This window comes from Streptomyces sp. PTL18 (assembly GCF_059510295.1).
The window spans coordinates 191,510-214,068 of the sequence record NZ_JCAJZO010000006.1; the positions used below are offsets into that span (position 1 = coordinate 191,510).

19 protein-coding genes are annotated in these 22,559 nt (G+C 72.5%); 4 read left to right on the plus strand and 15 right to left on the minus strand.

The features are described from left to right. Positions 1 to 83: 83 nt before the first annotated feature. From AC5WS8_RS14050 to lipB, 3 genes are all read right to left on the minus strand, one after another. A complete protein-coding gene (locus AC5WS8_RS14050) occupies positions 84 to 281 on the minus strand; it encodes an SCO2195 family GlnR-regulated protein (RefSeq protein WP_496103694.1) in 198 nt (65 codons plus the stop codon). Between the two features lie 276 nt (positions 282 to 557). After that, positions 558 to 1,544: a lipoyl synthase gene (lipA, locus tag AC5WS8_RS14055; protein WP_496103695.1), complete on the minus strand. Its 987-nt coding sequence runs from the start codon at positions 1,542 to 1,544 to the stop codon at positions 558 to 560. A gap of 232 nt (positions 1,545 to 1,776) precedes the next feature. Next, complete coding sequence (gene lipB / locus AC5WS8_RS14060; protein ID WP_496103696.1) at positions 1,777 to 2,574, minus strand: lipoyl(octanoyl) transferase LipB; 798 nt, start codon at positions 2,572 to 2,574, stop codon at positions 1,777 to 1,779. A gap of 240 nt (positions 2,575 to 2,814) precedes the next feature. Here lipB and AC5WS8_RS14065 point away from each other — a divergent pair, with 240 nt between their 5' ends. Beyond that, on the plus strand, positions 2,815 to 4,251 hold the full coding sequence (locus AC5WS8_RS14065) for an NsdA family TPR-like regulatory protein (RefSeq protein ID WP_496103697.1): 1,437 nt from the start codon (positions 2,815 to 2,817) through the stop codon (positions 4,249 to 4,251). 22 nt (positions 4,252 to 4,273) lie between these two features. On the opposite strand, the gene AC5WS8_RS14070 is transcribed toward AC5WS8_RS14065, so the two are convergent. Together AC5WS8_RS14070 and AC5WS8_RS14075 are read right to left on the minus strand one after the other, a co-directional pair. After that, positions 4,274 to 5,647: an NAD(P)/FAD-dependent oxidoreductase gene (locus AC5WS8_RS14070; RefSeq protein ID WP_496103698.1), complete on the minus strand. Its 1,374-nt coding sequence runs from the start codon at positions 5,645 to 5,647 to the stop codon at positions 4,274 to 4,276. A gap of 189 nt (positions 5,648 to 5,836) precedes the next feature. Then, positions 5,837 to 6,739: a TIGR01777 family oxidoreductase gene (locus AC5WS8_RS14075; RefSeq protein ID WP_496103699.1), complete on the minus strand. Its 903-nt coding sequence runs from the start codon at positions 6,737 to 6,739 to the stop codon at positions 5,837 to 5,839. A 71-nt stretch (positions 6,740 to 6,810) separates the two neighbouring features. Between AC5WS8_RS14075 and AC5WS8_RS14080 the strand changes: the two genes are divergently transcribed. Beyond that, on the plus strand, positions 6,811 to 7,299 hold the full coding sequence (locus AC5WS8_RS14080; protein ID WP_496103700.1) for a GNAT family N-acetyltransferase: 489 nt from the start codon (positions 6,811 to 6,813) through the stop codon (positions 7,297 to 7,299). Between the two features lie 12 nt (positions 7,300 to 7,311). Here the strand turns inward: AC5WS8_RS14080 and AC5WS8_RS14085 are convergent, their stop codons facing one another. Then, positions 7,312 to 8,496 carry a MarP family serine protease gene (locus tag AC5WS8_RS14085; RefSeq protein WP_496103701.1) on the minus strand — a complete coding sequence of 395 codons (1,185 nt, stop codon included), beginning with the start codon at positions 8,494 to 8,496 and terminating at the stop codon, positions 7,312 to 7,314. Positions 8,497 to 8,823: 327 nt separating this feature from the next. Here AC5WS8_RS14085 and AC5WS8_RS14090 point away from each other — a divergent pair, with 327 nt between their 5' ends. Both AC5WS8_RS14090 and AC5WS8_RS14095 read left to right on the plus strand, forming a co-directional pair. Beyond that, the gene (locus tag AC5WS8_RS14090) at positions 8,824 to 9,591 is read left to right on the plus strand and encodes a peptidoglycan recognition protein family protein (RefSeq protein WP_496103702.1); all 768 of its coding nucleotides are present in this window, start codon (positions 8,824 to 8,826) and stop codon (positions 9,589 to 9,591) included. A 126-nt stretch (positions 9,592 to 9,717) separates the two neighbouring features. Beyond that, on the plus strand, positions 9,718 to 10,044 hold the full coding sequence (locus AC5WS8_RS14095; protein ID WP_496103703.1) for a hypothetical protein: 327 nt from the start codon (positions 9,718 to 9,720) through the stop codon (positions 10,042 to 10,044). Here the strand turns inward: AC5WS8_RS14095 and AC5WS8_RS14100 are convergent. The 9 genes from AC5WS8_RS14100 to AC5WS8_RS14140 all read right to left on the minus strand — a co-directional run bounded on the left by AC5WS8_RS14100 (position 10,041) and on the right by AC5WS8_RS14140 (position 22,516). Next, positions 10,041 to 10,559 carry a DUF4240 domain-containing protein gene (locus AC5WS8_RS14100; RefSeq protein WP_496103915.1) on the minus strand — a complete coding sequence of 173 codons (519 nt, stop codon included), beginning with the start codon at positions 10,557 to 10,559 and terminating at the stop codon, positions 10,041 to 10,043. The genes AC5WS8_RS14095 and AC5WS8_RS14100 overlap by 4 nt on opposite strands. A 56-nt stretch (positions 10,560 to 10,615) precedes the next feature. After that, on the minus strand, positions 10,616 to 11,746 hold the full coding sequence (locus AC5WS8_RS14105; RefSeq protein ID WP_496103704.1) for a helix-turn-helix transcriptional regulator: 1,131 nt from the start codon (positions 11,744 to 11,746) through the stop codon (positions 10,616 to 10,618). 94 nt (positions 11,747 to 11,840) lie between these two features. Beyond that, positions 11,841 to 14,543 (minus strand): pyruvate dehydrogenase (acetyl-transferring), homodimeric type, encoded by a 2,703-nt coding sequence (gene aceE / locus AC5WS8_RS14110; RefSeq protein ID WP_496103705.1) that lies wholly within the window; start codon positions 14,541 to 14,543, stop codon positions 11,841 to 11,843. A gap of 288 nt (positions 14,544 to 14,831) precedes the next feature. Further along, positions 14,832 to 15,455, minus strand: coding sequence for a GntR family transcriptional regulator (locus AC5WS8_RS14115; RefSeq protein WP_496103706.1), 624 nt, complete (start codon positions 15,453 to 15,455; stop codon positions 14,832 to 14,834). 194 nt (positions 15,456 to 15,649) lie between these two features. After that, complete coding sequence (gene sucB, locus AC5WS8_RS14120; RefSeq protein ID WP_496103707.1) at positions 15,650 to 17,395, minus strand: 2-oxoglutarate dehydrogenase, E2 component, dihydrolipoamide succinyltransferase; 1,746 nt, start codon at positions 17,393 to 17,395, stop codon at positions 15,650 to 15,652. 100 nt (positions 17,396 to 17,495) lie between these two features. After that, a complete protein-coding gene (lpdA, locus tag AC5WS8_RS14125) occupies positions 17,496 to 18,884 on the minus strand; it encodes a dihydrolipoyl dehydrogenase (protein ID WP_496103708.1) in 1,389 nt (462 codons plus the stop codon). A gap of 303 nt (positions 18,885 to 19,187) precedes the next feature. Beyond that, the gene (locus AC5WS8_RS14130) at positions 19,188 to 20,717 is read right to left on the minus strand and encodes a leucyl aminopeptidase (protein ID WP_496103709.1); all 1,530 of its coding nucleotides are present in this window, start codon (positions 20,715 to 20,717) and stop codon (positions 19,188 to 19,190) included. A gap of 292 nt (positions 20,718 to 21,009) precedes the next feature. Beyond that, the gene (locus tag AC5WS8_RS14135) at positions 21,010 to 21,792 is read right to left on the minus strand and encodes an adenosylcobinamide-GDP ribazoletransferase (protein ID WP_496103710.1); all 783 of its coding nucleotides are present in this window, start codon (positions 21,790 to 21,792) and stop codon (positions 21,010 to 21,012) included. 40 nt (positions 21,793 to 21,832) lie between these two features. Further along, positions 21,833 to 22,516: a hypothetical protein gene (locus AC5WS8_RS14140; protein WP_496103711.1), complete on the minus strand. Its 684-nt coding sequence runs from the start codon at positions 22,514 to 22,516 to the stop codon at positions 21,833 to 21,835. Between the last annotated feature and the right edge of the window lie 43 nt (positions 22,517 to 22,559).

A 22,559-nucleotide genomic window follows, 5' to 3' on the forward strand; every position in this document is an offset into this window, starting at 1 on the left:
TGCTGTCAGCGGTTCGCGTCGCGGCCGTGACCGGGACGTGCGCGCGACTGACTGGGACGGACTGGGCTGACCGGGACCGGCTGCTACGAGCGGGAGGTCGCGGCCTCGAGGACGCGTTCGGCCTCGACCCGGTCCTTGGCGCGGCGGCGGTCCTCCAGGACGGAGGTCCAGGCGTTGCGTCGGGCGGTCCGCTGACCGCCGCTCATGAGCAGTGACTCGATGGCACGGAGTGCATCGGTGAACGACGGGATCGCGTTGGCACGTACGGGTGCGGCCTGCATGGCGGTGTTCCCCCTCGGGTCGGCGGCGGGTGGCCTGGCGTTACGTGGAGTACAAACAGGCTCACTGTTCGGTGTTACCAGCACGTGACCGACCGGTCAAACGCCAATGAAGCCTCGCTGCGCAGCGCCGAAAGCCGGACGCGGCCCCGACGGTGCCCGCTAGCTGCGGGGACGGTCGGAACCGCGTCAACAGGCCACTACCGGGAGGTAGCCGCTTGTGTGCGGATTCACACACGGAAACTGGCACGGAGTGCCAGAACCGGGGTAACGGCCGGTTCAGACGGCCTGCGCGGCGACATGGGCGCCGCCCCGGCGCGGAGCCGAGCGGCGCTGCTCGACGGCCATCTGGTAGAGCCGCCCGGCGCGGTAGGAGGAGCGTACGAGCGGGCCGGACATGACACCGGAGAAGCCGATCTGCTCGGCCTCGTCCTTCAGTTCCACGAACTCGTGCGGCTTGACCCAGCGCTCGACCGGGTGGTGGCGCACGCTCGGGCGCAGATACTGGGTGATGGTGACCAGCTCGCAGCCCGCCTCGTGCAGATGGCGCAGGGCCTCGCTGACCTCCTCGCGGGTCTCGCCCATGCCGAGGATCAGATTCGACTTCGTCACCAGACCGTAGTCACGGGCGGCGGTGATGACCTTGAGGGAGCGCTCGTAGCGGAAGCCGGGGCGGATGCGCTTGAAGATCCGCGGGACGGTCTCGATGTTGTGGGCGAAGACCTCGGGGCGGGAGGAGAAGACCTCCTCGAGCTGTTCGGGGATCGCGTTGAAGTCGGGGGCGAGGAGTTCGACCTTGGTCCGGCCGCCCTCGCGGTCCGCCGTCTGCCGGTGGATCTGCCGTACGGTCTCGGCGTAGAGCCAGGCGCCGCCGTCCTCCAGGTCGTCGCGGGCGACGCCGGTGATGGTGGCGTAGTTGAGATCCATGGTCACCACGGACTCCCCGACGCGGCGGGGTTCGTCGCGGTCGAGCGCCTCGGGCCTGCCGGTGTCGATCTGGCAGAAGTCGCAGCGGCGGGTGCACTGGTCGCCGCCGATGAGGAAGGTGGCCTCGCGGTCCTCCCAGCACTCGTAGATGTTCGGGCAGCCGGCTTCCTGGCAGACCGTGTGCAGCCCCTCGCTCTTGACGAGGTTCTGCATCTTCGTGTACTCGGGGCCCATTTTCGCCCGGGTCTTGATCCACTCGGGCTTGCGCTCGATGGGGGTCTGGCTGTTGCGGACCTCCAGGCGCAGCATCTTGCGTCCGTCGGGTGCGACTGCGGACACGTCGGCTCCCTGTAGCTTCGATTCTTCGGCGTACACCAGGGTACGCCCGTGTATGTGGGCCCCCGCGTCGAGGCCAACCTCGGGTGACGGGGGTGCATTCCCCTGCCGGGTGCACCCGTCCGTGTTGTCGCCCCCTCGTCCCCTCGGCCCCGGCGAGGGCGGCGGGCCCCAGGAACGGGACGGGGGGCGGGGGTGGCGGCGGGACAACCCCTCGGCACCTCCTCGGCGTGGCTCACGCCGACGCCCGCTCGACCTCCCGCGGCCTGGGCTCGGCGCTCTCCAGCACATCCCGCAGGTGCCGCTCCACCACCGGCAGCACCTCCCCGATCGTCACGTCCCCGCCCAGCTCGTTCGCCAGGGACGTGACACCCGCGTCCCGGATCCCGCACGGGATGATCCTGTCGAACCACGCGTTGTCGGGGTTCACGTTCAGCGCGAAGCCGTGCATCGTGACGCCCTTGGCGACGCGGATGCCGATCGCCGCGATCTTGCGGTCCTCCCGCCGCTGCCCCGCGTTGGACGGCGCGTACTCCGGCCCGTTCAGCCGAGGGTCGAACTCCTCGTCGTGCAGGCGCGGGTCGAAGTCCAGGGAAAGACCGCCCAGGGGCGGACGCCGGTCGACCGGGTCCCCGAGGACCCAGACGCCGCTGCGGCCCTCCACCCGCGTCGTCTCCAGGCCGAACTCCGCACACGTGCGGATCAGGGCCTCCTCCAGGCGCCGTACGTGGGCCACCACGTCCACCGGGCGCGGGAGCTTCTGGATCGGGTAGCCCACGAGCTGACCGGGGCCATGCCAGGTGATCTTGCCGCCGCGGTCCACGTCGATGACCGGTGTGCCGTCCAGGGGCCGCTCCTCGGGCGCCGTGCGCCGGCCCGCCGTGTAGACCGGCGGGTGCTCCAGGAGCAGGCAGGTGTCCGGGATCTCGTCCGCGAAGCGGGCGGCGTGCACCCGGCGCTGCTCGTCCCACGCCTCCTGGTAGTCGACGGCTTCGGCCCCGAACCCCATACGGACGAACCGCAACTCACTCACGGCAAGCGCCTCCCTAGAAGCCTCGTAAGGCGCGAAACGCGCCCACGCCACTGTACGTCCGGCCGGGGGTGAAGGTGTCGCCCGGGCTGCGCCAGCCCGACCGAGCAATCCTCACACGATCGGATGAATGGATGCGAAAGAGTGCGATCGGATGCTCACTCTCCGCTACATTCACGCCGTCCACCAGGCCATAAGTGCTGTTCACAGACGATTCAGGGCAGGCAGGAGACCGCACCGCAGATGACGGAACGACCCGCGCAGCGCACCCCCAACCGACAGCTCGCCGCGCTCATCGCAGAAGCGGGGTTCTCCAACGCAGGTCTCGCCCGTCGCGTCGACCAGCTGGGCCTCGAACACGGGCTTGATCTGAGATACGACAAGACGTCCGTGACGCGCTGGCTGCGCGGGCAGCAGCCGCGCGGCACGACCCCGGCGCTGATCGCCGAGGTGTTCACCCGCCGCCTCGGGCGCCGGCTCACCGCTCAGGACCTGGGGCTCGACGCCTGCGCCCCGGTGTACGCGGGCCTGGAGTTCGCCGCCACCCCGGAGGAGGCCGTGGACATCGTCAGCGGCCTGTGGCGCAAGGACTCCGGCAGTCACGCCGAGCTGCGGAAGATCGCGTTCACGCCGGCCGGGCTCGTCGTTCCCAGCCGCGACTGGCTGATCGGGCGCCCCGACGACAAGGTCGCCCGGGGAGAGGGCGCCCCCCGCGTTCCCGCCCAGGGCCGCCCCGTCGTGCCCCGGCAGCGCGGCCACTCCGAGCGCGGCCCCGGCCAGAAGGTCACCGGCGGCGACATCGCCGCCCTGCGCTCGGTCGGCGAACTGTTCCGCGCCCTCGACCACGCCTACGGCGGCGGCCACGCCCGCCAGGCGCTCGTGCGCTACCTCGAACACGAGGCCGAGCCGATGCTCCGCGGCGTCTACGGCGAGCAGACGGGCCGCCGTCTGTTCGCGGCGGCCGCCGACCTGACCCGGCTGGCGGGCTGGACGTCGTACGACATCGGCGCGCACGGGCTCGCTCAGCGCTACTTCGTCCAGGCACTCCGTCTCGCCCAGGCGGCCGGGGACCGGATGTACGGGGCCTATGTGCTGGTCACGATGAGCCGCCAGGCCGTCTACCTCGGCCACGGCCGCGAGGCGGTGCAGCTCGCGCGCGTGGCGCAACAGGGTGTCGGTACCTCGGCGCCCCCCGTCCTGCAGGCGCTGCTGCACGCCGTGGAGGCGCGCGGGCACGGCGTGCTCGGCGAGGTCCGCGCCTGCACGTCGTCCCTCGTACGGGCCGAGCGGGCCCTGGAGTCGGCCCGCCCCGGCGACGAAGTCCCGTACTGGGCACGGTTCTTCGACGAGGCGCAGCTCGCCGACGAGTTCGGGCACTGCCACCGGGACCTGCAGCAGTACCGGGCCGCCGTCCAGCACGCCGAGCGCTCGCTGCAGCTGCGGGCGCCCGGCTACGCCCGCAGCCGGCTGTTCTGCCGGGTCGTGCTCGCCACGGCCCGGCTCGGCCTCGGCGAGCTGGACCAGGCGTGCCAGCTCGCGGCCGAGGCCGCGGCGCAGGCCGCGGAGATGCGGTCGGTGCGGGCGACCGAGTACGTACGGGACTTCGAGCGCCGCCTGGAGCCGTACCGGGACGCCGCGTCCGTGCGCGGCTACCGCGACAAGGTCGCCGCCCTGCACTGACCCCAGGCCCTCACGGCTCCCCTCAGGCCGCCCGCGGCAGCGGGTCCGCCAGCTCGGTCGGGCCCGTGCCCAGATCCGCCAGGACCGCGGAGGCCGCCCGGTGGCCCGAGTGCAGGGCCCCCTGCACCGTGCCCGTGTCCCGGTGGTCGCCGCACACGTACAGGCCGGCCAGCAGCCGCACCGGCCGGCGTACGTCGTACGGCGGACGCATGGCCGGGACGGCCCGCGCGGTGTGGTGCACGGCGAGCGTCTCCCAGCGCGTCGTCGAGGTGCCGTACAGGCGGCACAGATGGGCCCGCACGGCGGCGTCGACGTCCTGCGGGGGCGCGCCGAGAACCGTGGAGGAGACCAGGGGCCGGCCCACGGGCGCCCGGGACGGGTCCACCAGGCTGACCACCGCCGTGTGGGCCACCGGGCCGTCGCGGTCCGCGTCGAGCAGCAGCGACGCACCGGTCGGCGGGGGCTCGTCCATGGTGTGGTGGACGACGGTGACCGGGTGGAAGTCGGGCACGCGCAGCCCGGGCAGCAACTCGGCGGCGGCATGCGCGTCGGTGGCCAGCAGCACGGCGCGGCAGCGGAATTCACCGTGTTCCGCGGTGGCGACCGAGGTGGTGGAGATGGAGACGGCGCGCACGCCCGTGTGCACCGTGCCCGGCGGAAGCGCCTGTGCCAGCAGTTCGGGCAGCACCTCCGCGCCGCCCTCCGGCATGCACAGGCGGCCGGTCGCGAAGGTGTGCAGCGCGAGGTCCGCGGCACGGCTCGACATGCTCAGCTCCGGGTCGCACAACAGCGCGGCGAGCAGCGGGCGCAGAAAGGCCTCGACCGTACGGGCGGGTATTCCACGGGCCGCGAGCGCACGCTCGGCGGGCAACTCGGGTCGCGCCAGCAGCCGTTCCACGGGGGTCGCGGCCATCCGGGCCAGTACCGCGTTGAGCCGCGCCTGGTCGACGGCACCGCCGAGCGGGGCGGGGGATCCTGCCGCCCTCGGCCGGACGGGCGGCCGTACGCCGGCCGTTCCGCTCCCCGAACGGGGCGCGCCGGTGAGAGCTCGCACGGCGTTGAGCGCTCCCCGTGCGCCCCCTGCCACCGGGAGAGCGCCCGCACGCCGGTGGCGGCCCCCGCTGTGCACCAGGACGCGCGGTGCGAAGGGGCGCAGGATGAGCGCGTCGAGCCCGGGGGTCAGGCCCAGTTCTGGATACGACGTGGACAGGAGCTGTCCCACGCGGTCGAGCCGGAAGCCGTCGACCTTCTCGGTCGACATCCGGCCGCCCACCCCGTGGGCGGCCTCCAGGACGGTGGTACTCACTCCTGCGCTGGTCAACCGGTGGGCCGCAGCGAGGCCCGCCACTCCGGCCCCCACGATGACGACGTCCGCCTGATTCACGGGCTTCAACACGTGCCCCTCCTCGAGGTTGCGCGGTCGGCGAGGACGACATGCCCGCGACCGGCTCCAGGAATACCCGAGTTCTGCTCGAGGGTAGGGCCACGCGCGGTCAAGTGAAGTCGCGCATCAACAGAGCACGGTCGCACAGCGGTCGCATATGGTCGAACACGAAAGGTCTCGTGCCGCCGCCGGGTCGTCGGATCACTGCCGGAGCGCCGCCCGCAACGCGTCCTCGATCCCGGGGAAGGTGAACGAGAACCCGGACTCCAGCAGCCGTCTCGGCACCACGCGGGCGCTGCCGAGGACGTCCCCCGCCATCTCGCCGAGCGCCAGCCGCAGTGCGGGCGCGGGCACCTGGAAGAGCGTCGGCCGATGCAGCACCCGCCCCATGGCCGCCGTGATCTCACGGTTCGTCAGCGGTTCGGGAGCCGTGAGGTTGAACGGCCCGGACAGCCCCTCGGCGCCGAGGAGATGACGGATCGCCGCCACCTCGTCGTACAGCGAGATGAACGACCAGTACTGGCGCCCGTCTCCCATCCGCCCGCCGAGCCCCGCCCGGAAGAGCGGGAACAGCCGTCCCCACGCGCCGCCCTCACGGGCCACCACCAGCCCCGTGCGCAGGAGCACCGTCCGTAGGCCCGCCTCCCGCGCGGGGGCCGTCGCCTCCTCCCACTCCACGCACAACCGGGGCAGGAAGCCGTCCCCGGGCGGGGCCTCCTCGTCGACCGTCCGGTCCCCGGTCTCGCCGTAGTAGCCGATCGCACTGGCGTTCACCAGAACACGCGGCGGCTCGGGCATGGAGGCGACGGCCTCCGCGAGCGCCGCCGTACCGAGCACCCGGCTGTCCCGCAGCGTCTTCTTGTACGCGTCCGTCCAACGGTGGTCGCCGACACCGGCCCCCGCCAGGTTGACCACCGCGTCGCACCCGGCCAGCCCGGCCGTGTCGACGTACCGCCCCTCCGGATCCCAGCGGACCTCGTCCTTGCCCCGGGCGGCGCGACGCACCAGGCGCACCACCTCGTGCCCCTCCGCGACCAGCGACCGGATGAGGGCACCGCCGATGAGACCGGAGGCACCGGCCACGGCGATTCTTGAGAGTTCCATGAAATCCATCCTGTCCCGCGCCGCCTGAAACCTCGGTCAGGACATGCGTACCCCGCCGTACAGTGACCTTCATGCCCGCTGCGTACATACGTCTCGCCACACTCGACGACGAGGACGCGCTCGGTCGGCTCGACCGGGAGACCTGGTCCCCGCGGCACGCCGTCCAGCCCCGCCCCCGGCCGCCGTACCAGCCCTTCTACGACGAGCGCTTCGGGCCGAGGGACCACCTCGTCGCGGAACTCGGCGGCACCCTCGTCGGCTACATCCGGCTCGGGTTCCCGACCTCGCTCCCCTGCAACTCCCACGTCCGGCAGATCCAGGGCCTGGCCGTCGCCGATGAGGCACGCGGCGCCGGCGTGGGCCGGGCGTTGCTGCGGGCCGCCCAGGACGAGGCCCGCCGCCGCGGCGCGCGCCGCATCACCCTGCGCGTCCTCGGCCACAACACCCCCGCCCGGGGGCTCTACGAGTCCGAGGGCTTCGTGGTGGAGGGCATCCTGCCGGGGGAGTTCCTGATCGAGGGTGAGTACGTCGACGACGTGTTCATGGGGCGCTCCCTGTGACGCCCACGGTGGTCAGGACGTGACGAGCTCACCCGTGTCCACCGGCGTCGTGGCGGTCGCCCCGCGCCGGGCGTCACCCGCCACCTCGTCCGCCGTCAGCACGTACCCCGTCTCCTGGTCGGAGGTGGACCGGGCGAACACCACGCCGTACACCTCGCCGTCGGTGGTGAGCAGCGGGCCGCCGGAGTTCCCGGGCAGCACGGTCGAGCGGATGGAGTAGATCTCCCGGGTGACGGTGTCCGTGCTGTAGATGTTCTGGCCCGTCGCCCGGATCCTGTTCGCGACCGTGGCGGCCCGCAGCGTCAGGTCGCCGTCCTGGGGATAGCCCGCGACCACGGCCGCGTCGCCGCGCTTGGCGCTGTCGTCGAAGCGCAGCACGGGCGCCCGCAGGTCCGGCACGTACAGCACGGCCACGTCCCGGTCCGGATCGAAGAGCACCACTCGTGCGGCGTATGCCGGGCCGACGCCGCCCACGCGCACGGTCGGGTGGTCGATGCCGGCCACCACGTGGGCGTTGGTCATCACATGCCGCGCCGTGTACACGAACCCGCTGCCCTCGCGGCCCTGGACGCCCGAGGCCCCCTCGATCTTGACCGTGCTGAGCTTGGCGGCGTTCGTCGCGCTCGGCGTGACGTTGTCCCCGGAGGGCTTGGCCACCGTGGCCGTCGGCTCGTTCTCGAAGGGGTTGAAGACCTGGGGGAATCCCGCCTGGGTGAGCGCGGAGGTCGCGCGCGAGAACCAGGTGGGGGTGGTGTCCGGCATCACGCTCTGCACGGCGCCCAGCAGCCGTGAGTCCCGGATCGCCTCGGTGACCAGCGGTGAGGAGGAGGCGCCGAGGACGCTCGCGGCCACCCACGCCACGATCAGCACCGCCAGTGAGTTCGCCGCCGCCCCGCCGATCCCGTCGGCCACCCTGAGCGGTCCGTGGTCCATCTCGCGCCGCAGCCTCATGGCGAGCCGGCCCGCCAACTCGTGGCCGATCGCCGCCGGGACCAGCACCGTGAACACCGCCGTCACCGTCGCCGCGGTCGTCCCCCGCGTCACCAGATGCATCACCCAGGGCAGGATCCACACACCGACGACCGCGCCGCCCACGAAACCGGCCAGGGAGACACAGCCGGCCACCAGTCCGCGCCGGTAGCCGGACGCCGCGTAGGCCAGGACGACCAGCATCAGCAGGATGTCGAGCAGGTCCACGAAGCCGCCTTTCTCTTGGACCCCTTAGTACGCGCAGCGGGGGCCCAATGATCAGCACCGCGCGCGTGGCGCCGGAAATCGGCCCCGCGCGCGTCGACCTGCGCTGCATCACCCGGAAGACCACCACCGGACCCCTGCCCGGCGGTGCGGTCGCCCGGGGGAACCGCGCGGCGCGCACTGGGGAAAACGTCCTGGACCGGGACGATGGTTCCACCGGGTGGCACACCACACATCGCGGACGCGGCGGCGGGGATGGACAGTGGGTCCATGCGTGTCTTCCGAAGATCACGAAGGGACAGGAGACGCCCGCTCCGTTCGCTCCGTGCGGTGCGGATCTCCGGCGTCGTCCTGCTGCTGGTCGGCTGTCTGCCCGGACTCACCGCCGGTGCCGCACTGGTGATCGGGACCCTGGCGGCCGAGACCCCGGTCGAGGTACCGCCCCAGCGGCCCGCCGGCGCCCGCTCCGCCGTCCTGCACACGGCACCCAGGCCGCGCATCCTGCCGAGGTCCGCCTGGGCGGAGCCGGAGGCGGGCGCCGGGAGCCGGCCGGCGCCACGGTACGACGACAAGGTCGTCGCCGTGTTCGTGCACCACACCGCCTCGCCCAACCAGTACGACTGCGCCGACACACCCCGCATCATCCGGGCCCTCTACGCCGGCCAGACCGGCTACCGCCGCTGGGACGACATCGGCTACAACTTCCTGGTCGACCGGTGCGGCACGATCTACGAGGGCCGCGCGGGCGGCGTCGAACGGCCCGTCACCGGCGCCCACACCAAGGGCTTCAACCACCGTACCTCGGGCATCGCCGCCATCGGCACCTTCTCCCAGGGCGTGCCCGTGCCCAAGGCGATGACCGACGCGATCACCGCCCTGGCCGCCTGGAAACTGGGCCTCGCGGACGTCGACCCGCGCAGCAAGGTCAAGCTGGTCTCCAGCAACGGCCAGAGCCGCTACCCGGCGGGCAGCGCCGTCCTGCTGCCCGCCCTCGCCGGCCACAACGACGGCTACAGGACGGACTGCCCCGGCGCGGCCCTCGCCGCCCTGCTCCCGTCGATCAGACAGAAGGCGGCCCACCTCCAGGGCAGGAAGTGACGGCTCCTCATGACCCGCTGCTCCGGTCCGCCGCGGCCCGGTCCACAGCAGCACCACAGGCCGACCGCGGGGTCCTGAGAACCCGACGGCCCACGGTGCCGGCACCAGCCGACCGGAGGCGGGACCATGAGCAGCAGCCGTACGCAGACGAGGACGGCGGAGCCGGACACCTGGGCGGGGGCCGCGCGTGACCCGTGGACGGTGCTCTGCGTGGCCGTCACGGTCGTCCTGGCCCCGGCCGCCGCCACGGCGTCCGCGCTGGACCAGGCCGACAGGGCACGGCTCCACCACGCGGCGAAGCCCGGTCAGGCGCCGCACCCCCGCCTCCCGGACGTCGGCCGGGCACAGGCCTTTCCGCCCTCGGCCCCGACCTGCAGGCGCGCGGCCCGAGGCGCGGTCCGACAGACCACGGAAGAGCGCGGGAAACAGACCCAGTGCCTGTTGCGGCACTAGGACCGGAAACGGTCCCAGAGTCTCGGGTAGCGCTCGGCCAGCACGGAGTCGTTCTCCAGGTCGAACGATGTGCCCTCCGGCTCCGCCGGCGCGGGCGGGATGCCCAGGTCGGGTGTCTCGGTGCCGGTGAGCTGTTCGTACGCCTCGTCCGCCGCGTAGCCGAGTTCCTCGCCGTCGCCGTCGATGTCCTCGTCGAAGTCCTCCAGCAGGTCGGCGAGCGAGTCGGGATCGTGCAGAGCGCCCTCGAAGGCATCCCGGCCCTGGCCGATCAGCCAGCACCGGAAGGAGTCGAACGCGTCGTCGCTGGCCCCGTCGAGCAGCACCCAGGCGGCACCCCACAGGTCCCAGCGGTAGGAGCGGTTGAACCGGGACTCGAAGTGCCGGGCGAAGTCCAGGACCGCCTCCGGGTCAAGGGTCAGCAGCCGCTCGACGAGCACGTCGGCCTGTTCCTCGGGGTCGCCCTCGGCGGCCTCGCGGCTCGCGTCCACCAGGTCCCAGAACTCCGTCTCGTCCATCACGGGACCAGCATCTGCCCTCGGCGCAAGGGGCGCACGCGGAGTACGCCGGGACGTCAGGGGCCGTAGAGATCCGCGAGCCGCCGAGCGGCGCCCGCGCAACGCGCACGCAGCCCCTCGGGCGACAGCACCTCGACCTCCGGGCCCAGCGCCGTGAGCTGCGTGTACGCGACCTCCTCGGACTCCACGGGCAGGGTCGCGGTCACCCAGCCGCGCTCGTCGGGGGCGCCCGCCTCGCGCAGCGCCTCCCGCGCCGAGGTGCGGCCGACGGCGTACGGCAGTCTTCGGACGCCGTCCTCGGACAGCCGCACCAGGACCTCGGCCCGCAGGAGCGACCGGGCGAACTGCTCGGCGCGCTCCGCCCAGAAGGCCGGCAGGTCGAACTCCTCGTCCCGGGCGAAGTGTTCCCCGCCCACGTCCACGGCCGTGAAACGGTCGACGCGGTACACCCGGAAGGAGCTGTGCCCCTCGCCCCGTACGGCCCGGCTCCGGGGCGCTTGGGCCGGTGTCGGGGACGCGACCGTGCTCGGTCCCTCGGGCCTCCGCGCCTCCCCGAGCTCTCGACTTCGCCCGGGGAGGGGGGATTCCCACGCACCCTCGACACCGGCGCGCCCCCGGGGCTCACTGGTCCGCGCGCACAGGTACCAGACGCCCGCCTTCAGCACGAGCCCGTGGGGCTCCAGTTCGCGCTCGACCACTTCCTCGCCGCGCCGGTAGCAGGCGGTGACGGGGCGGTCGTCCCACACGGCGTCCGCGACCGCCGGGAGCAGGGCGGGCTTCTCGGGCTCCCTGAACCAGTCGGGCGCGTCCAGATGGAACCGCTGCGCCGCCGTGCGCGGCGCGTCACGCAGGGAGGGGAGGAGGGCCGCGGACACCTTCAGCCGGGCCGCCGAGGCCGCGTCCTGAAGGCCCATCTCGCGCAGCGCGCCCGGTACGCCGCTCAGGAAGAGCGCCTCGGCCTCGCTGCGGGCGAGACCGGTCAGCCGCGTGCGGTACCCGCCGACGAGCCGGTACCCGCCGGCCCGCCCCCGGTCCGCGTACACCGGGATCCCCGCCTCCGACAGCGCCCGGGCGTCCCGGGCGACGGTCCGCTCCGACACCTCCAGCTCCTTCGCCAGCTCGGCGGCGGTCATGGAGGGCCGGGCCTGGAGCAGCAGCACCATTTTGATCAGACGGGCGGCACGCATGGGTTCATCATGCCGGGGACCACTGACAGGGGGTATGGCAAGAGAGAGGGGGTGCGGCGAGACCGCCGTACCCCCTCCCGGACTTCCCGGGGCCTTACCGGCCGTACTTCTCCCGGGCCTCCTTCACGGCCGCCGCCTTGACCTCGCCGCGCTTCGCGAGCTGGGCCAGGGACGCGACCACGATCGACTCGGCGTCGACGCCGAAGTGGCGGCGGGCCGCCTCACGGGTGTCCGAGAGGCCGAAGCCGTCGGCGCCCAGCGAGGACCAGTCCTGCTCCACCCACTGCGCGATCTGGTCCGGGACCTGGCGCATGTAGTCGGAGACGGCCAGCACCGGGCCCTCGACACCCTGGAGCGCCCGGCGCACGTACGGCACCCGCTCCTCGCCCCGCAGCAGCGCCGCGTCCGCGTCCAGGGCGTCGCGCCGCAGCTCCGTCCAGGAGGTCGCCGACCACACGTCCGCCGCGACGCCCCACTCCTCGGCGAGCAGCTTCTGCGCCTTCAGCGCCCAGTGGATCGCCGTACCGGAGCCGAGGAGCTGGATGCGCGGGGCGTTGGCCGGAACGGTCACGCCCGCGGACTCCGCCGTGTTGAAGCGGTACAGGCCCTTGACGATGCCCTCGTCGATGCCGGGAGCGGCCGGCTTCGCGGGCTGTGGCAGCGGCTCGTTGTAGACGGTGAGGTAGTAGAAGACGTTCTGGTCCTCGCCCGGGGCCGCCTCGCCGTACATACGGCGCAGACCGTCCTTGACGATGACCGCGATCTCGTACGCGAACGCCGGGTCGTACGTCAGCGCCGCCGGGTTGGTCGCGGCGATGACGGGGGAGTGGCCGTCCGCGTGCTGCAGGCCCTCACCGGTCAGCGTGGTACGGCCGGCCGTCGCGCCGACGAGGAAGCCGCGGCCGAGCTGGTCGCCGAGCTGCCACATCTGGTCGGCGGTGCGCTGCCAGCCGAACATCGAGTAGAAGATGTAGAACGGGATCATCGCCTCGCCGTGCGTCGCGTACGACGTGGATGCGGCGATGAAGTCGGCCATCGAACCGGCCTCGGTGATCCCCTCGTTGAGGATCTGGCCGTTCTCGGCCTCCTTGTAGTACATCAGCTGGTCGCGGTCGACCGGCTCGTACGTCTGACCCTTGGGCGAGTAGATGCCGAGGGACGGGAAGAGCGACTCCATGCCGAAGGTGCGTGCCTCGTCCGGGACGATCGGCACCCAGCGCCTGCCCGTCTCCTTGTCGCGGACCAGGTCCTTGACCAGGCGGACGAACGCCATGGTCGTGGCCACGTTCTGGGAGCCGGAGCCCTTGTCGAAGGCGGCGAAGGCCTTGCCGGCGGGAGCCGGCAGCGGGGCCACCGGGTGGACCCGGCGGGCCGGGGCCGGGCCGCCGAGGGCCGCGCGGCGCTCCTGGAGGTAGCGGACCTCGGGGGAGTCGGCGCCCGGGTGGCCGTAGGGGACCACGCCGTCGACGAAGTCGCCGTCCTTGATCGGCAGGCCGAGGCGGTCGCGCATCGCCTTGAACTCGTCCACCGTCAGCTTCTTCATCTGGTGGTTGGCGTTCTTCGACGCGAAACCCTCACCGAGGGTGTGGCCCTTCACCGTCTGGGCCAGGATCACGGTCGGCGCGCCCTTGTGCTCCAGGGCGGCCTTGTAGGCGGCGTGGACCTTGCGTGCCTCGTGACCACCGCGGGAGAAGTGGAAGCACTCGATGATCTTGTCGTCGCCCAGCAGCTTCGCCATCTCGGCGAGCGCGGGGTCCTTGCCGAAGAAGTCCTCGCGGATGTAGGCGGCGTCGCGGGTCTGGTACGTCTGGACCTGCGCGTCCGGGACCTCGCGCAGGCGGCGTACCAGCGCGCCCGTGGTGTCGAGCGCGAACAGCTCGTCCCAGGCGGTGCCCCACAGCGTCTTGACGACGTTCCAGCCGGCGCCGCGGAACTGGGCCTCCAGCTCCTGCACGATCTTGAAGTTGGCGCGGACCGGGCCGTCGAGGCGCTGCAGGTTGCAGTTGATGACGAAGGTGAGGTTGTCCAGCTCCTCACGGGCGGCGAGCGCGAGGGCCGCGGTCGACTCCGGCTCGTCCATCTCGCCGTCGCCGAGGAACGCCCACACGTGCGAGGCGGAGACGTCCTTGATGCCGCGGCTGGTGAGGTAGCGGTTGAAGCGCGCCTGGTAGATGGCGGAGAGCGGGCCGAGGCCCATCGACACCGTCGGGAACTCCCACAGCCAGGGCAGGCGGCGCGGGTGCGGGTAGGACGGCAGGCCGTTCCCGCCGGCCTCCTGGCGGAAGTTGTCCAGGTGCTGTTCGGTCAGGCGGCCGTCGAGGAAGGCGCGGGCGTAGATGCCGGGGGAGGCGTGGCCCTGGATGTAGAGCTGGTCGCCCGAGCCGTCGCCCTCCTTGCCCTTGAAGAAGTGGTTGAAGCCGGTCTCGTACAGCCAGGCGGCGGAGGCGAAGGTGGCGATGTGGCCGCCGACGCCGTGTTTGCTGCCGCGGGTCACCATGGCCGCCGCGTTCCAGCGGTTCCAGGCGGTGATCCGGGCCTCCATCTCCTCGTCACCGGGCACGGACGGCTCGGCGGCGGTGGGGATGGAGTTGACGTAGTCGGTCTCGAGGAGCTTCGGCAGCGCGATGCCGGCCCCTTCGGCACGCTCCAGCGTGCGGCGCATCAGGTACGCGGCACGGTGCGGCCCGGCCGCCTCGGCGACGGCGTCCAGGGAGGCCTGCCATTCGGCGGTCTCCTCCGGGTCGCGGTCCGGGAGCTGGTCGAGCTCGCTCGGCTGGATGGCGTGGGGGTCGGTCATGTCGCCGCCTTCCTCAGTCGAAGGGGGTGCCCTTATCGGTAAGGGCCGGGGGGTGCCCCAGGTCTTTGGCAGGACAGGGCGTGGGCTCTGGTGAGAGTCCATCGGGGACTGTAACTCCCTGATCGATGATCGATCAAAGGGTTGAGGGGCAAAACCTCTTGATCACGAGAAAGTCGGCACGGGGTGCCGTGGGTGGTGGCACCGGGTGACGCTGTGGCTCGAGCTTTTGGCAGGTCGGAGCGCGTTCGAGCGGGAACTCGCTCGGGTGTTCAGGGTGGGTCCGCCCGCTCACGCCCGCGGCGCGCAGCCGAGCACGTGGGCCTTCACCAGTTCGGCGATCCCCGGGTCGCGGCGCTTGAACGCCTGCACCAGTTCCTCGTGTTCCTCCGCGTACGACTGCTGGACCGTGCCCAGCCAGCGGATGGACAGGGCTGTGAAGACCTCGATGCCCAGGCCCTCCCAGGTGTGCAGCAGCACCGAGTTGCCGGCCGCGCGGACCAGTTCCCGGTGGAAGGCGACCGTGTGCCGTACCTGCGCCGTACCGTCCGACCTGCGGTCCGCCTCGTAGAGCGCGGCCACGTGCGGCTCCAGCGCCGAGCAGTCCTCCGCCAGCCGCTGCGCCGCCAGCTCCGCCGCGATCGCCTCCAGACCGGCCCGGACCGGGTAGCTCTCCTCCAGGTCGGCCGCCGTCAGGTTCCGCACCCGTACGCCCTTGTTCGGCGCCGACTCGATCAGCCGCAGCGACTCCAGCTCCCGCAGCGCCTCGCGCACCGGCGTCTGGCTGACCTCCAGCTCGGTCGCGATCCGCCGCTCCACGATCCGCTCGCCCGGCTTCCAGCGACCGCTGACGATCCCCTCCACGATGTGCTCGCGGATCTGTTCGCGCAGCGAGTGGACGACGGGCGCGGTCATGAAGGGCTCCTTAGAAAGGGGCCCACTGGCCCCCGGGGGCGTTGACGTTTAGACAATACGGCTGACGGGGCTCGGGGGAAGGGCGCATACCGACGCTTTCGCGCAGGTGAGACGAGGCTTACATCCGGCAAACACGGTGCCCCCGCCCGGAGAGCTCCGGACGGGGGCACCGTACAACCGTGTCCCTGAGGGGATCAGAGGCCGAGCTCGACCTCGAACTCGCCCGCCTCCAGGACCGCCTTGACCGCCGTCAGGTAACGGGCCGCGTCGGCGCCGTCCACCAGGCGGTGGTCGTAGGAGAGGGTCAGGTAGGTCATGTCGCGGACGCCGATGACCGTGCCCTCCTCCGTCTCGATGACGGCCGGGCGCTTGACCGTGGCGCCGATGCCGAGGATCGCGACCTGGCCCGGCGGCACGATGATCGTGTCGAACAGCGCACCGCGCGAACCGGTGTTGGAGATGGTGAAGGTCGCACCGGACAGCTCGTCCGGGGTGATCTTGTTGGCCCGGACCTTGCCCGCCAGATCGGCGGTGGCCTTGGCGATACCGGCGATGTTGAGGTCACCGGCGTTCTTGATGACCGGGGTCATCAGGCCCTTCTCGGAGTCCACCGCGATACCGATGTGCTCGGTGTCGAAGTAGGTGATGGTCCCCTCGGCCTCGTTGATCCGGGCGTTGATGACCGGGTGGGCCTTCAGCGCCTGGGCGGCGGCCTTGACGAAGAACGGCATCGGGGAGAGCTTGACGCCCTCGCGTGCCTGGAAGGAGGCCTTCGCCCGCTCCCGCAGCTTCATCAGGCGGGTCACGTCGACCTCGACCACCGAGGACAGCTGGGCCTGCTCGTGCAGGGCCTTGACCATGTTGTCACCGATGACCTTGCGGATCCTCGGCATCTTGATGGTCTGGCCGCGCAGCGGGGAGACCTCGAGCGCCGGGGCCTTCGCGGCCGGGGCGGCGGCCGGAGCCGGGGCTGCGGCCTTCGCGGCCTCGGCGGCGGCGATGACGTCCTGCTTGCGGATACGGCCGCCGACGCCGGTGCCCTTGACGGTGGACAGGTCGACGCCGTTCTCGGCGGCGAGCTTGCGCACCAGCGGGGTCACGTAGGCACCCTCGTCGGTCGGCTGGGCGGCGGCCGGAGCAGCCGGGGCCGGGGTGGGCGCGGGCGCGGCCGGCGCGGGGGCCGGAGGCGCGGGCCGGGCCGGAGCCGGGGCGGCAGCGGCGGGAGCCGGGGCGGGGGTCGGAGCCGGGGCGGCGGGCGCCGGAGCCGGGGCGGGGGCGGCCGGAGCCGGAGCGGCACCCGGGGCGCCGATGACGGCGAGCTTCGCGCCGACCTCGGCGGTCTCGTCCTCACCGACGACGATCTCGAGCAGCACACCGGAGGTGGGCGCCGGGATCTCGGTGTCGACCTTGTCCGTGGAGACCTCGAGCAGCGGCTCGTCGGCCTCGACGGTGTCGCCGACCGACTTCAGCCAGCGGGTGACGGTGCCCTCGGTGACGGACTCGCCGAGCGCGGGCAGGACCACCTCGGTGCCCTTCGCGGTGCCGGCACCGGCGGTGGCCTCGGCGGTCGGGGCCGGAGCCGGGGCGGCCTGCTGGGTGGAGGGGGCGGCCGGGGTCTGCGCGGCCGGAGCGGCCGTCTCGGTGGGCGCCGGAGCCGGAGCGGCCTCGGCGGCGGGGGCCGGGGCGGCCGCGGGCGCACCGGAACCGTCGTCGATGACGGCCAGCTCGGCACCGACCTCGACCGTCTCGTCCTCGGCGACCCTGATGGAGGACAGCACGCCCGAAGCCGGCGCCGGGATCTCGGTGTCGACCTTGTCGGTCGAGACCTCGAGCAGCGGCTCGTCGGCCTCGACGCGTTCGCCCTCGGCCTTCAGCCAGCGGGTGACAGTGCCCTCGGTGACGCTCTCGCCGAGCGCCGGAAGGGTTACGGAAACCGCCATGGTTTCGGTTGCTCCTTACGGATGGGGTCTCCCCCGGTTCGAGCGGAGTCGAGAACCGGGGGAAGCGGAAGTCTGTGTCGTCGCGTTCGTCGACCGAGGGTCAGTCGTGCGCGTGCAGCGGCTTGCCGGCCAGGGCCAGGTGGGCCTCGCCGAGCGCCTCGCTCTGCGTCGGGTGGGCGTGGATGAGCTGGGCGACCTCGGCCGGCAGCGCCTCCCAGTTGTAGATCAGCTGGGCCTCGCCGACCTGCTCGCCCATGCGGTCGCCGACCATGTGGACGCCGACCACGGCACCGTCCTTGACCTGGACGAGCTTGATCTCGCCCGCGGTCTTCAGGATCTTGCTCCTGCCGTTGCCCGCCAGGTTGTACTTCAGGGCGACGACCTTGTCCGCGCCGTAGATCTCCTTGGCCTTGGCCTCGGTGATGCCGACGGAGGCGACCTCCGGGTGGCAGTACGTCACCCGCGGCACGCCGTCGTAGTCGATCGGGACGGTCTTCAGGCCGGCCAGACGCTCCGCGACCAGGATGCCCTCGGCGAAGCCGACGTGGGCGAGCTGGAGGGTGGGGACCAGGTCGCCGACGGCGGAGATGGTCGGGACGTTGGTGCGCATGTACTCGTCGACGAGGACGTAGCCGCGGTCCATGGCGACCCCGGCCTCCTCGTAGCCGAGGCCCTGGGAGACCGGGCCGCGGCCGACGGCGACGAGGAGGACCTCGGCCTCGAACTCCTTGCCGTCGGCGAGGGTGACCTTGACACCGTCCTGGGTGTACTCGGCCTTCTGGAAGAAGGTGCCCAGGTTGAACTTGATGCCGCGCTTGCGGAAGGCGCGCTCGAGCAGCTTGGAGGAGTTCTCGTCCTCGACCGGGACGAGGTGCTTGAGGCCTTCGATGACGGTGACGTCCGAGCCGAAGGACTTCCACGCGGAGGCGAACTCGACGCCGATGACGCCGCCGCCCAGGATGATCGCGGACTGCGGCACGCGGTCCAGGACGAGGGCGTGGTCGGAGGAGATGATGCGGTTGCCGTCGATCTGAAGGCCCGGCAGCGACTTCGGTACGGAGCCGGTCGCGAGCAGGACGTGGCGGCCCTGGACGCGCTGACCGTTCACGTCGACGGAGGTCGGGGAGGACAGGTAGCCCTCACCCTCGATGTAGGTCACCTTGCGGGAGGCGACGAGGCCCTGCAGACCCTTGTACAGGCCCGAGACGACCTCGTCCTTGTACTTGTGCACGCCCGCGATGTCGATGCCCTCGAGGGAGGCCTTGACACCGAACTGCTCGCTCTCGCGGGCCTGGTCGGCGATCTCGCCCGCGTGCAGCAGGGCCTTGGTGGGGATGCAGCCCCGGTGCAGGCAGGTGCCGCCGACCTTGTCCTTCTCGATCAGGGCGACGTCCAGGCCCAGCTGCGCCCCGCGCAGGGCCGCGGCGTAACCACCGCTACCGCCGCCGAGGATCACTAGGTCGAAAACGGTGCTGGCGTCGTTCGCCACGTCACGTCCTCCATGCATGTGCGCCGTGCGCCGGTCGTCGGTGACCGGCAGGCGGCTGGTGTCCGGCCGCTTGATGCTTCGGCCCTTCGGTGGGGCCCTGTCCTGCCGAGACCCCATCTTTGCACTTGTCGGCGGCCACCGAGACGCGGGGCCGGTGTGTGAGACGTCTGATCCGTCACGTCGCAGGGTCGCGGCCTCGGCGGGCGGTACGGATTTCGTCGAGGGCGTAACGCCCCGAGCGCTGACGAGGGCGGCCCCCGACCGCTCCGGTCCAGGGGCCGCCCTCGTCGGTGTGTGCCGCGATCAGCCCAGGTCGCCGGCGGCCGCCAGCTCCGCGAGCCGGACCAGCGTGCGCACCGCCGAGCCCGTGCCGCCCTTCGGCGTGTAGCCGAACGGGGCCTGCTCGTTGAACGCCGGGCCCGCGATGTCGAGGTGGGCCCAGGTGATGCCCTCGCCGACGAACTCCCGCAGGAACAGGCCGGCGACCAGACCGCCACCCATCCGCTCGCCCATGTTGGCGATGTCGGCCGTGGGGGAGTCCATGCCCTTGCGCAGGTGCTCCGGCAGCGGCATCGGCCAGGAGTCCTCGCCGACCTCCTCGGCCGCCTCGTGGACCGCGGTGCGGAACGCGTCGTCGTTCGCCATGACCCCGAAGGTGCGGCTGCCGAGCGCCAGCATCATCGCGCCGGTGAGGGTGGCGACGTCCACGATCGCGTCCGGGCTCTCCTCCGAGGCCGCCCACAGCGCGTCCGCGAGGACCAGCCGGCCCTCGGCGTCCGTGTTGAGGACCTCGACCGTCTTGCCGCTGTACATGCGCAGCACGTCACCGGGACGGGTCGCGGAGCCCGACGGCATGTTCTCGGCGAGGGCGAGCCAGCCGGTGACGTTCGCCTCGAGACCGAGGCGGGCGGCGGCCACGACCGCGGCGAAGACCGCCGCCGCGCCGGACATGTCGCACTTCATGGTCTCGTTGTGACCGGCCGGCTTCAGCGAGATGCCGCCCGAGTCGTAGGTGATGCCCTTGCCGACGAAGGCCAGGTGCCTGCTCGCCTTGGAGTGCGTGTACGACAGCTTCACCAGGCGGGGAGCGGAGGCGGAGCCCGCGCCGACGCCGAGGATGCCGCCGTAGCCGCCCTTGGCCAGTGCCTTCTCGTCGAGCACCTGCACCTTGATGCCGTGCTCCTTGGCCGCCGTCTGCGCGAGTGCCGCGAAGGTCGCCGGGTTCAGGTCGTTCGGCGGGGTGTTGATCAGGTCGCGGGCGCGGTTGAGCTCCTCGGCGACGGCGACGGCGCGCTGCACGGCCGCCTTGTACGCCTTGTCACGGGGCTTGCCGCCGAGCAGGGCGACCTCGGCGAGCGGGCCCTTGCCGTTCTTGGCGTTCCGGCCGTTCCCGCCGTTCTCCTTGTACGTGTCGAAGGAGTAGGCGCCGAGCAGTGCGCCCTCGCCGATGACACCGGCGTCGGCGGCGTCCGTGATGGGCAGGGCGAAGGCGGCCTTCTTGGAGCCGGCGAGCGCGCGGGCCGCGGATCCGGCGGCGCGGCGCAGCGCCTCGCCGGTGAACGTCTCGTCCTTGTCCGGCTCGGCACCGAGGCCCACCGCCACCACGACGGGAGCCTTGAAGCCGGAGGGCGCGGGCAGCTTCGTCACCTCGCCCTCGGCGCCCGAGGCGCCCAGGGTCTGCAGGATGGCGGCGAGCCTGCCGTCGTACGCCTGGTCCACGGCCTCGGCGCCCGGTGCGACGACCGGGCCTTCAGCGCCCTTCGCGACACCGACCACGATCGCGTCGGCGCGCAGGCCGGCCGCGGCGGCGGTGCTGAGAGTGAGAGCAGTCACGGTGGTGAAATCTCGCTTCCAGTTGAGTTTCAGGTGGCCGAACGGGTGGGGTCGACCGGCCCGGGAACCGACCCTAGATCGCTGTGCTCGTCCGGTCTTCACCTGGGTGGGGAAACACCCGCCCCGAGCCTACGCGCGGTGGCCGGTTTCTGTGGCGCCCGGCGTCCGCGACGGCCGCCGGGCACGGTCCCGCACCTCCCGGAGCCCGCCTCCTGCGGCGTGCGGATCCGCCGGCGCTCGACGAGCGGAGCGCTCGGCGGAGTACGTCCTGCCGGACCTGGCGGCAGCCTGCTCAGCCCAGTGACAGCACGACGAGCGCCGCCGTCGCGGCGGTCTCGGCGAGCCCGCCGAAGACGTCACCGGTGACCCCGCCGAAGCGGCGCACGCAGTGCCGCAGCAGCAGTTCGGCGACGGCGACGGCGACGACGACCGCGAAGGCCGTACGGGCGGAGTCGTACGCACCGAGGAGAGCGCCCCCGGCCGCCGCGGCCACGGCGACGGCGATGCCCACCGCCAGCGCACCGCCCGCCGGCACCACGCCCGCGACCGCGGCCCCCAGCCCCTCGGGCCGGGCGGCCGGTATGCCGTCGCGCGCGGCCAGGGTGAGGGCCACGCGGGCCGCCGTCGCCGAGACGACCGCCGCGAGGGCACCCCGCTCCCAGGAGTGGCCGTACGCCTGCGCGAGCGCCGCCACCTGGGCCGACAGCACGAACAGCAGCGTGATCACACCGAACGGTCCGATGTCGGACTGCTTCATGATCCGCAAGGCGTCCTCGGCCGGCCTGCCGCTCCCGAGCCCGTCGGCGGTGTCCGCCAGCCCGTCCAGATGCAGCCCCCGGGTGAGCACGGCGGGCACGGCGGCGCAGCCCACGGCGGCGAGCAGGGCTCCGGCCCCCAGCGTGACCATCGCCGCCCCGACCAGCCCGGCGATCCCCCCGACGACCACTCCGGCGAGAGGCGCCCACAGCATTCCCTCCCGCGCGGCGTCCCGGTCCCACCGGGTGACCTTGACGGGGAGCACGGTGAGGGTGCCGAAGGCGAAACGGAGACCATGGGCGGGCGGGATCCTGGACACGGCGGCAGCGTAGCTGGCCGGGCCGGCGCCCCATCCCGCCTCACCCCCGGGTATCACGCAACCAGGCACCCGCCAGGGACTGCTCACGCAGCTCCGACACCCGGCACAGCAACGCCACCGCCCCGATCGCCGCGATGTGCTCCTTGCCCGCGAGGTTGTCCTTCACCAGCAGCTCCACGACCATGGCCGCGGTGACCACGCCTCCCGTGACGCGGGCGCCGTACCGCCAGCACAGGAACAGGGCCAGCCCGATCACCGCCGCCGACGGCCCGGTGTCGACGACCTGAGCGTCCGTCGCGGGCAGCCCCAGCGGATGGTGCGGGCCGAGCCCGATGCCCACGCGCGCGTACAGGGTGCCGGCCAGCGTCGCCGTGTAGGCGATGACGAGGGTGCGCCGCCGGCCCAGGCAGACCTCGGCGGTCCCGAATACCAACAGCATCTGCAGCAGCGCCCCCCACACCGGCAGGTCGAGAGCCGGTACGAACAGGGAGAGCGGGGTGCGCAACAGGGCGATGTGCAGCGGTTCCTCGGCCCGTACGGACCCGATGCGCTGCACGAACCCAAAGCCCCACGGCTGGTTCTGCGCGAACTGCAGGACCGAGGTGAGGCACACGGCCGTGAGCGTCATCGGCAGTGCCCGCCAGCTGCGTCGCGCGAGGGCCCGGCGCACGGTGACGTACGGCGGTCCCCATTCGGCGCCGACCAGGCGGACGAGGGCGTTCATCCAGCGGTCCGCATCTGTCCGGCGCTCGTCACGTCCCCGGCGC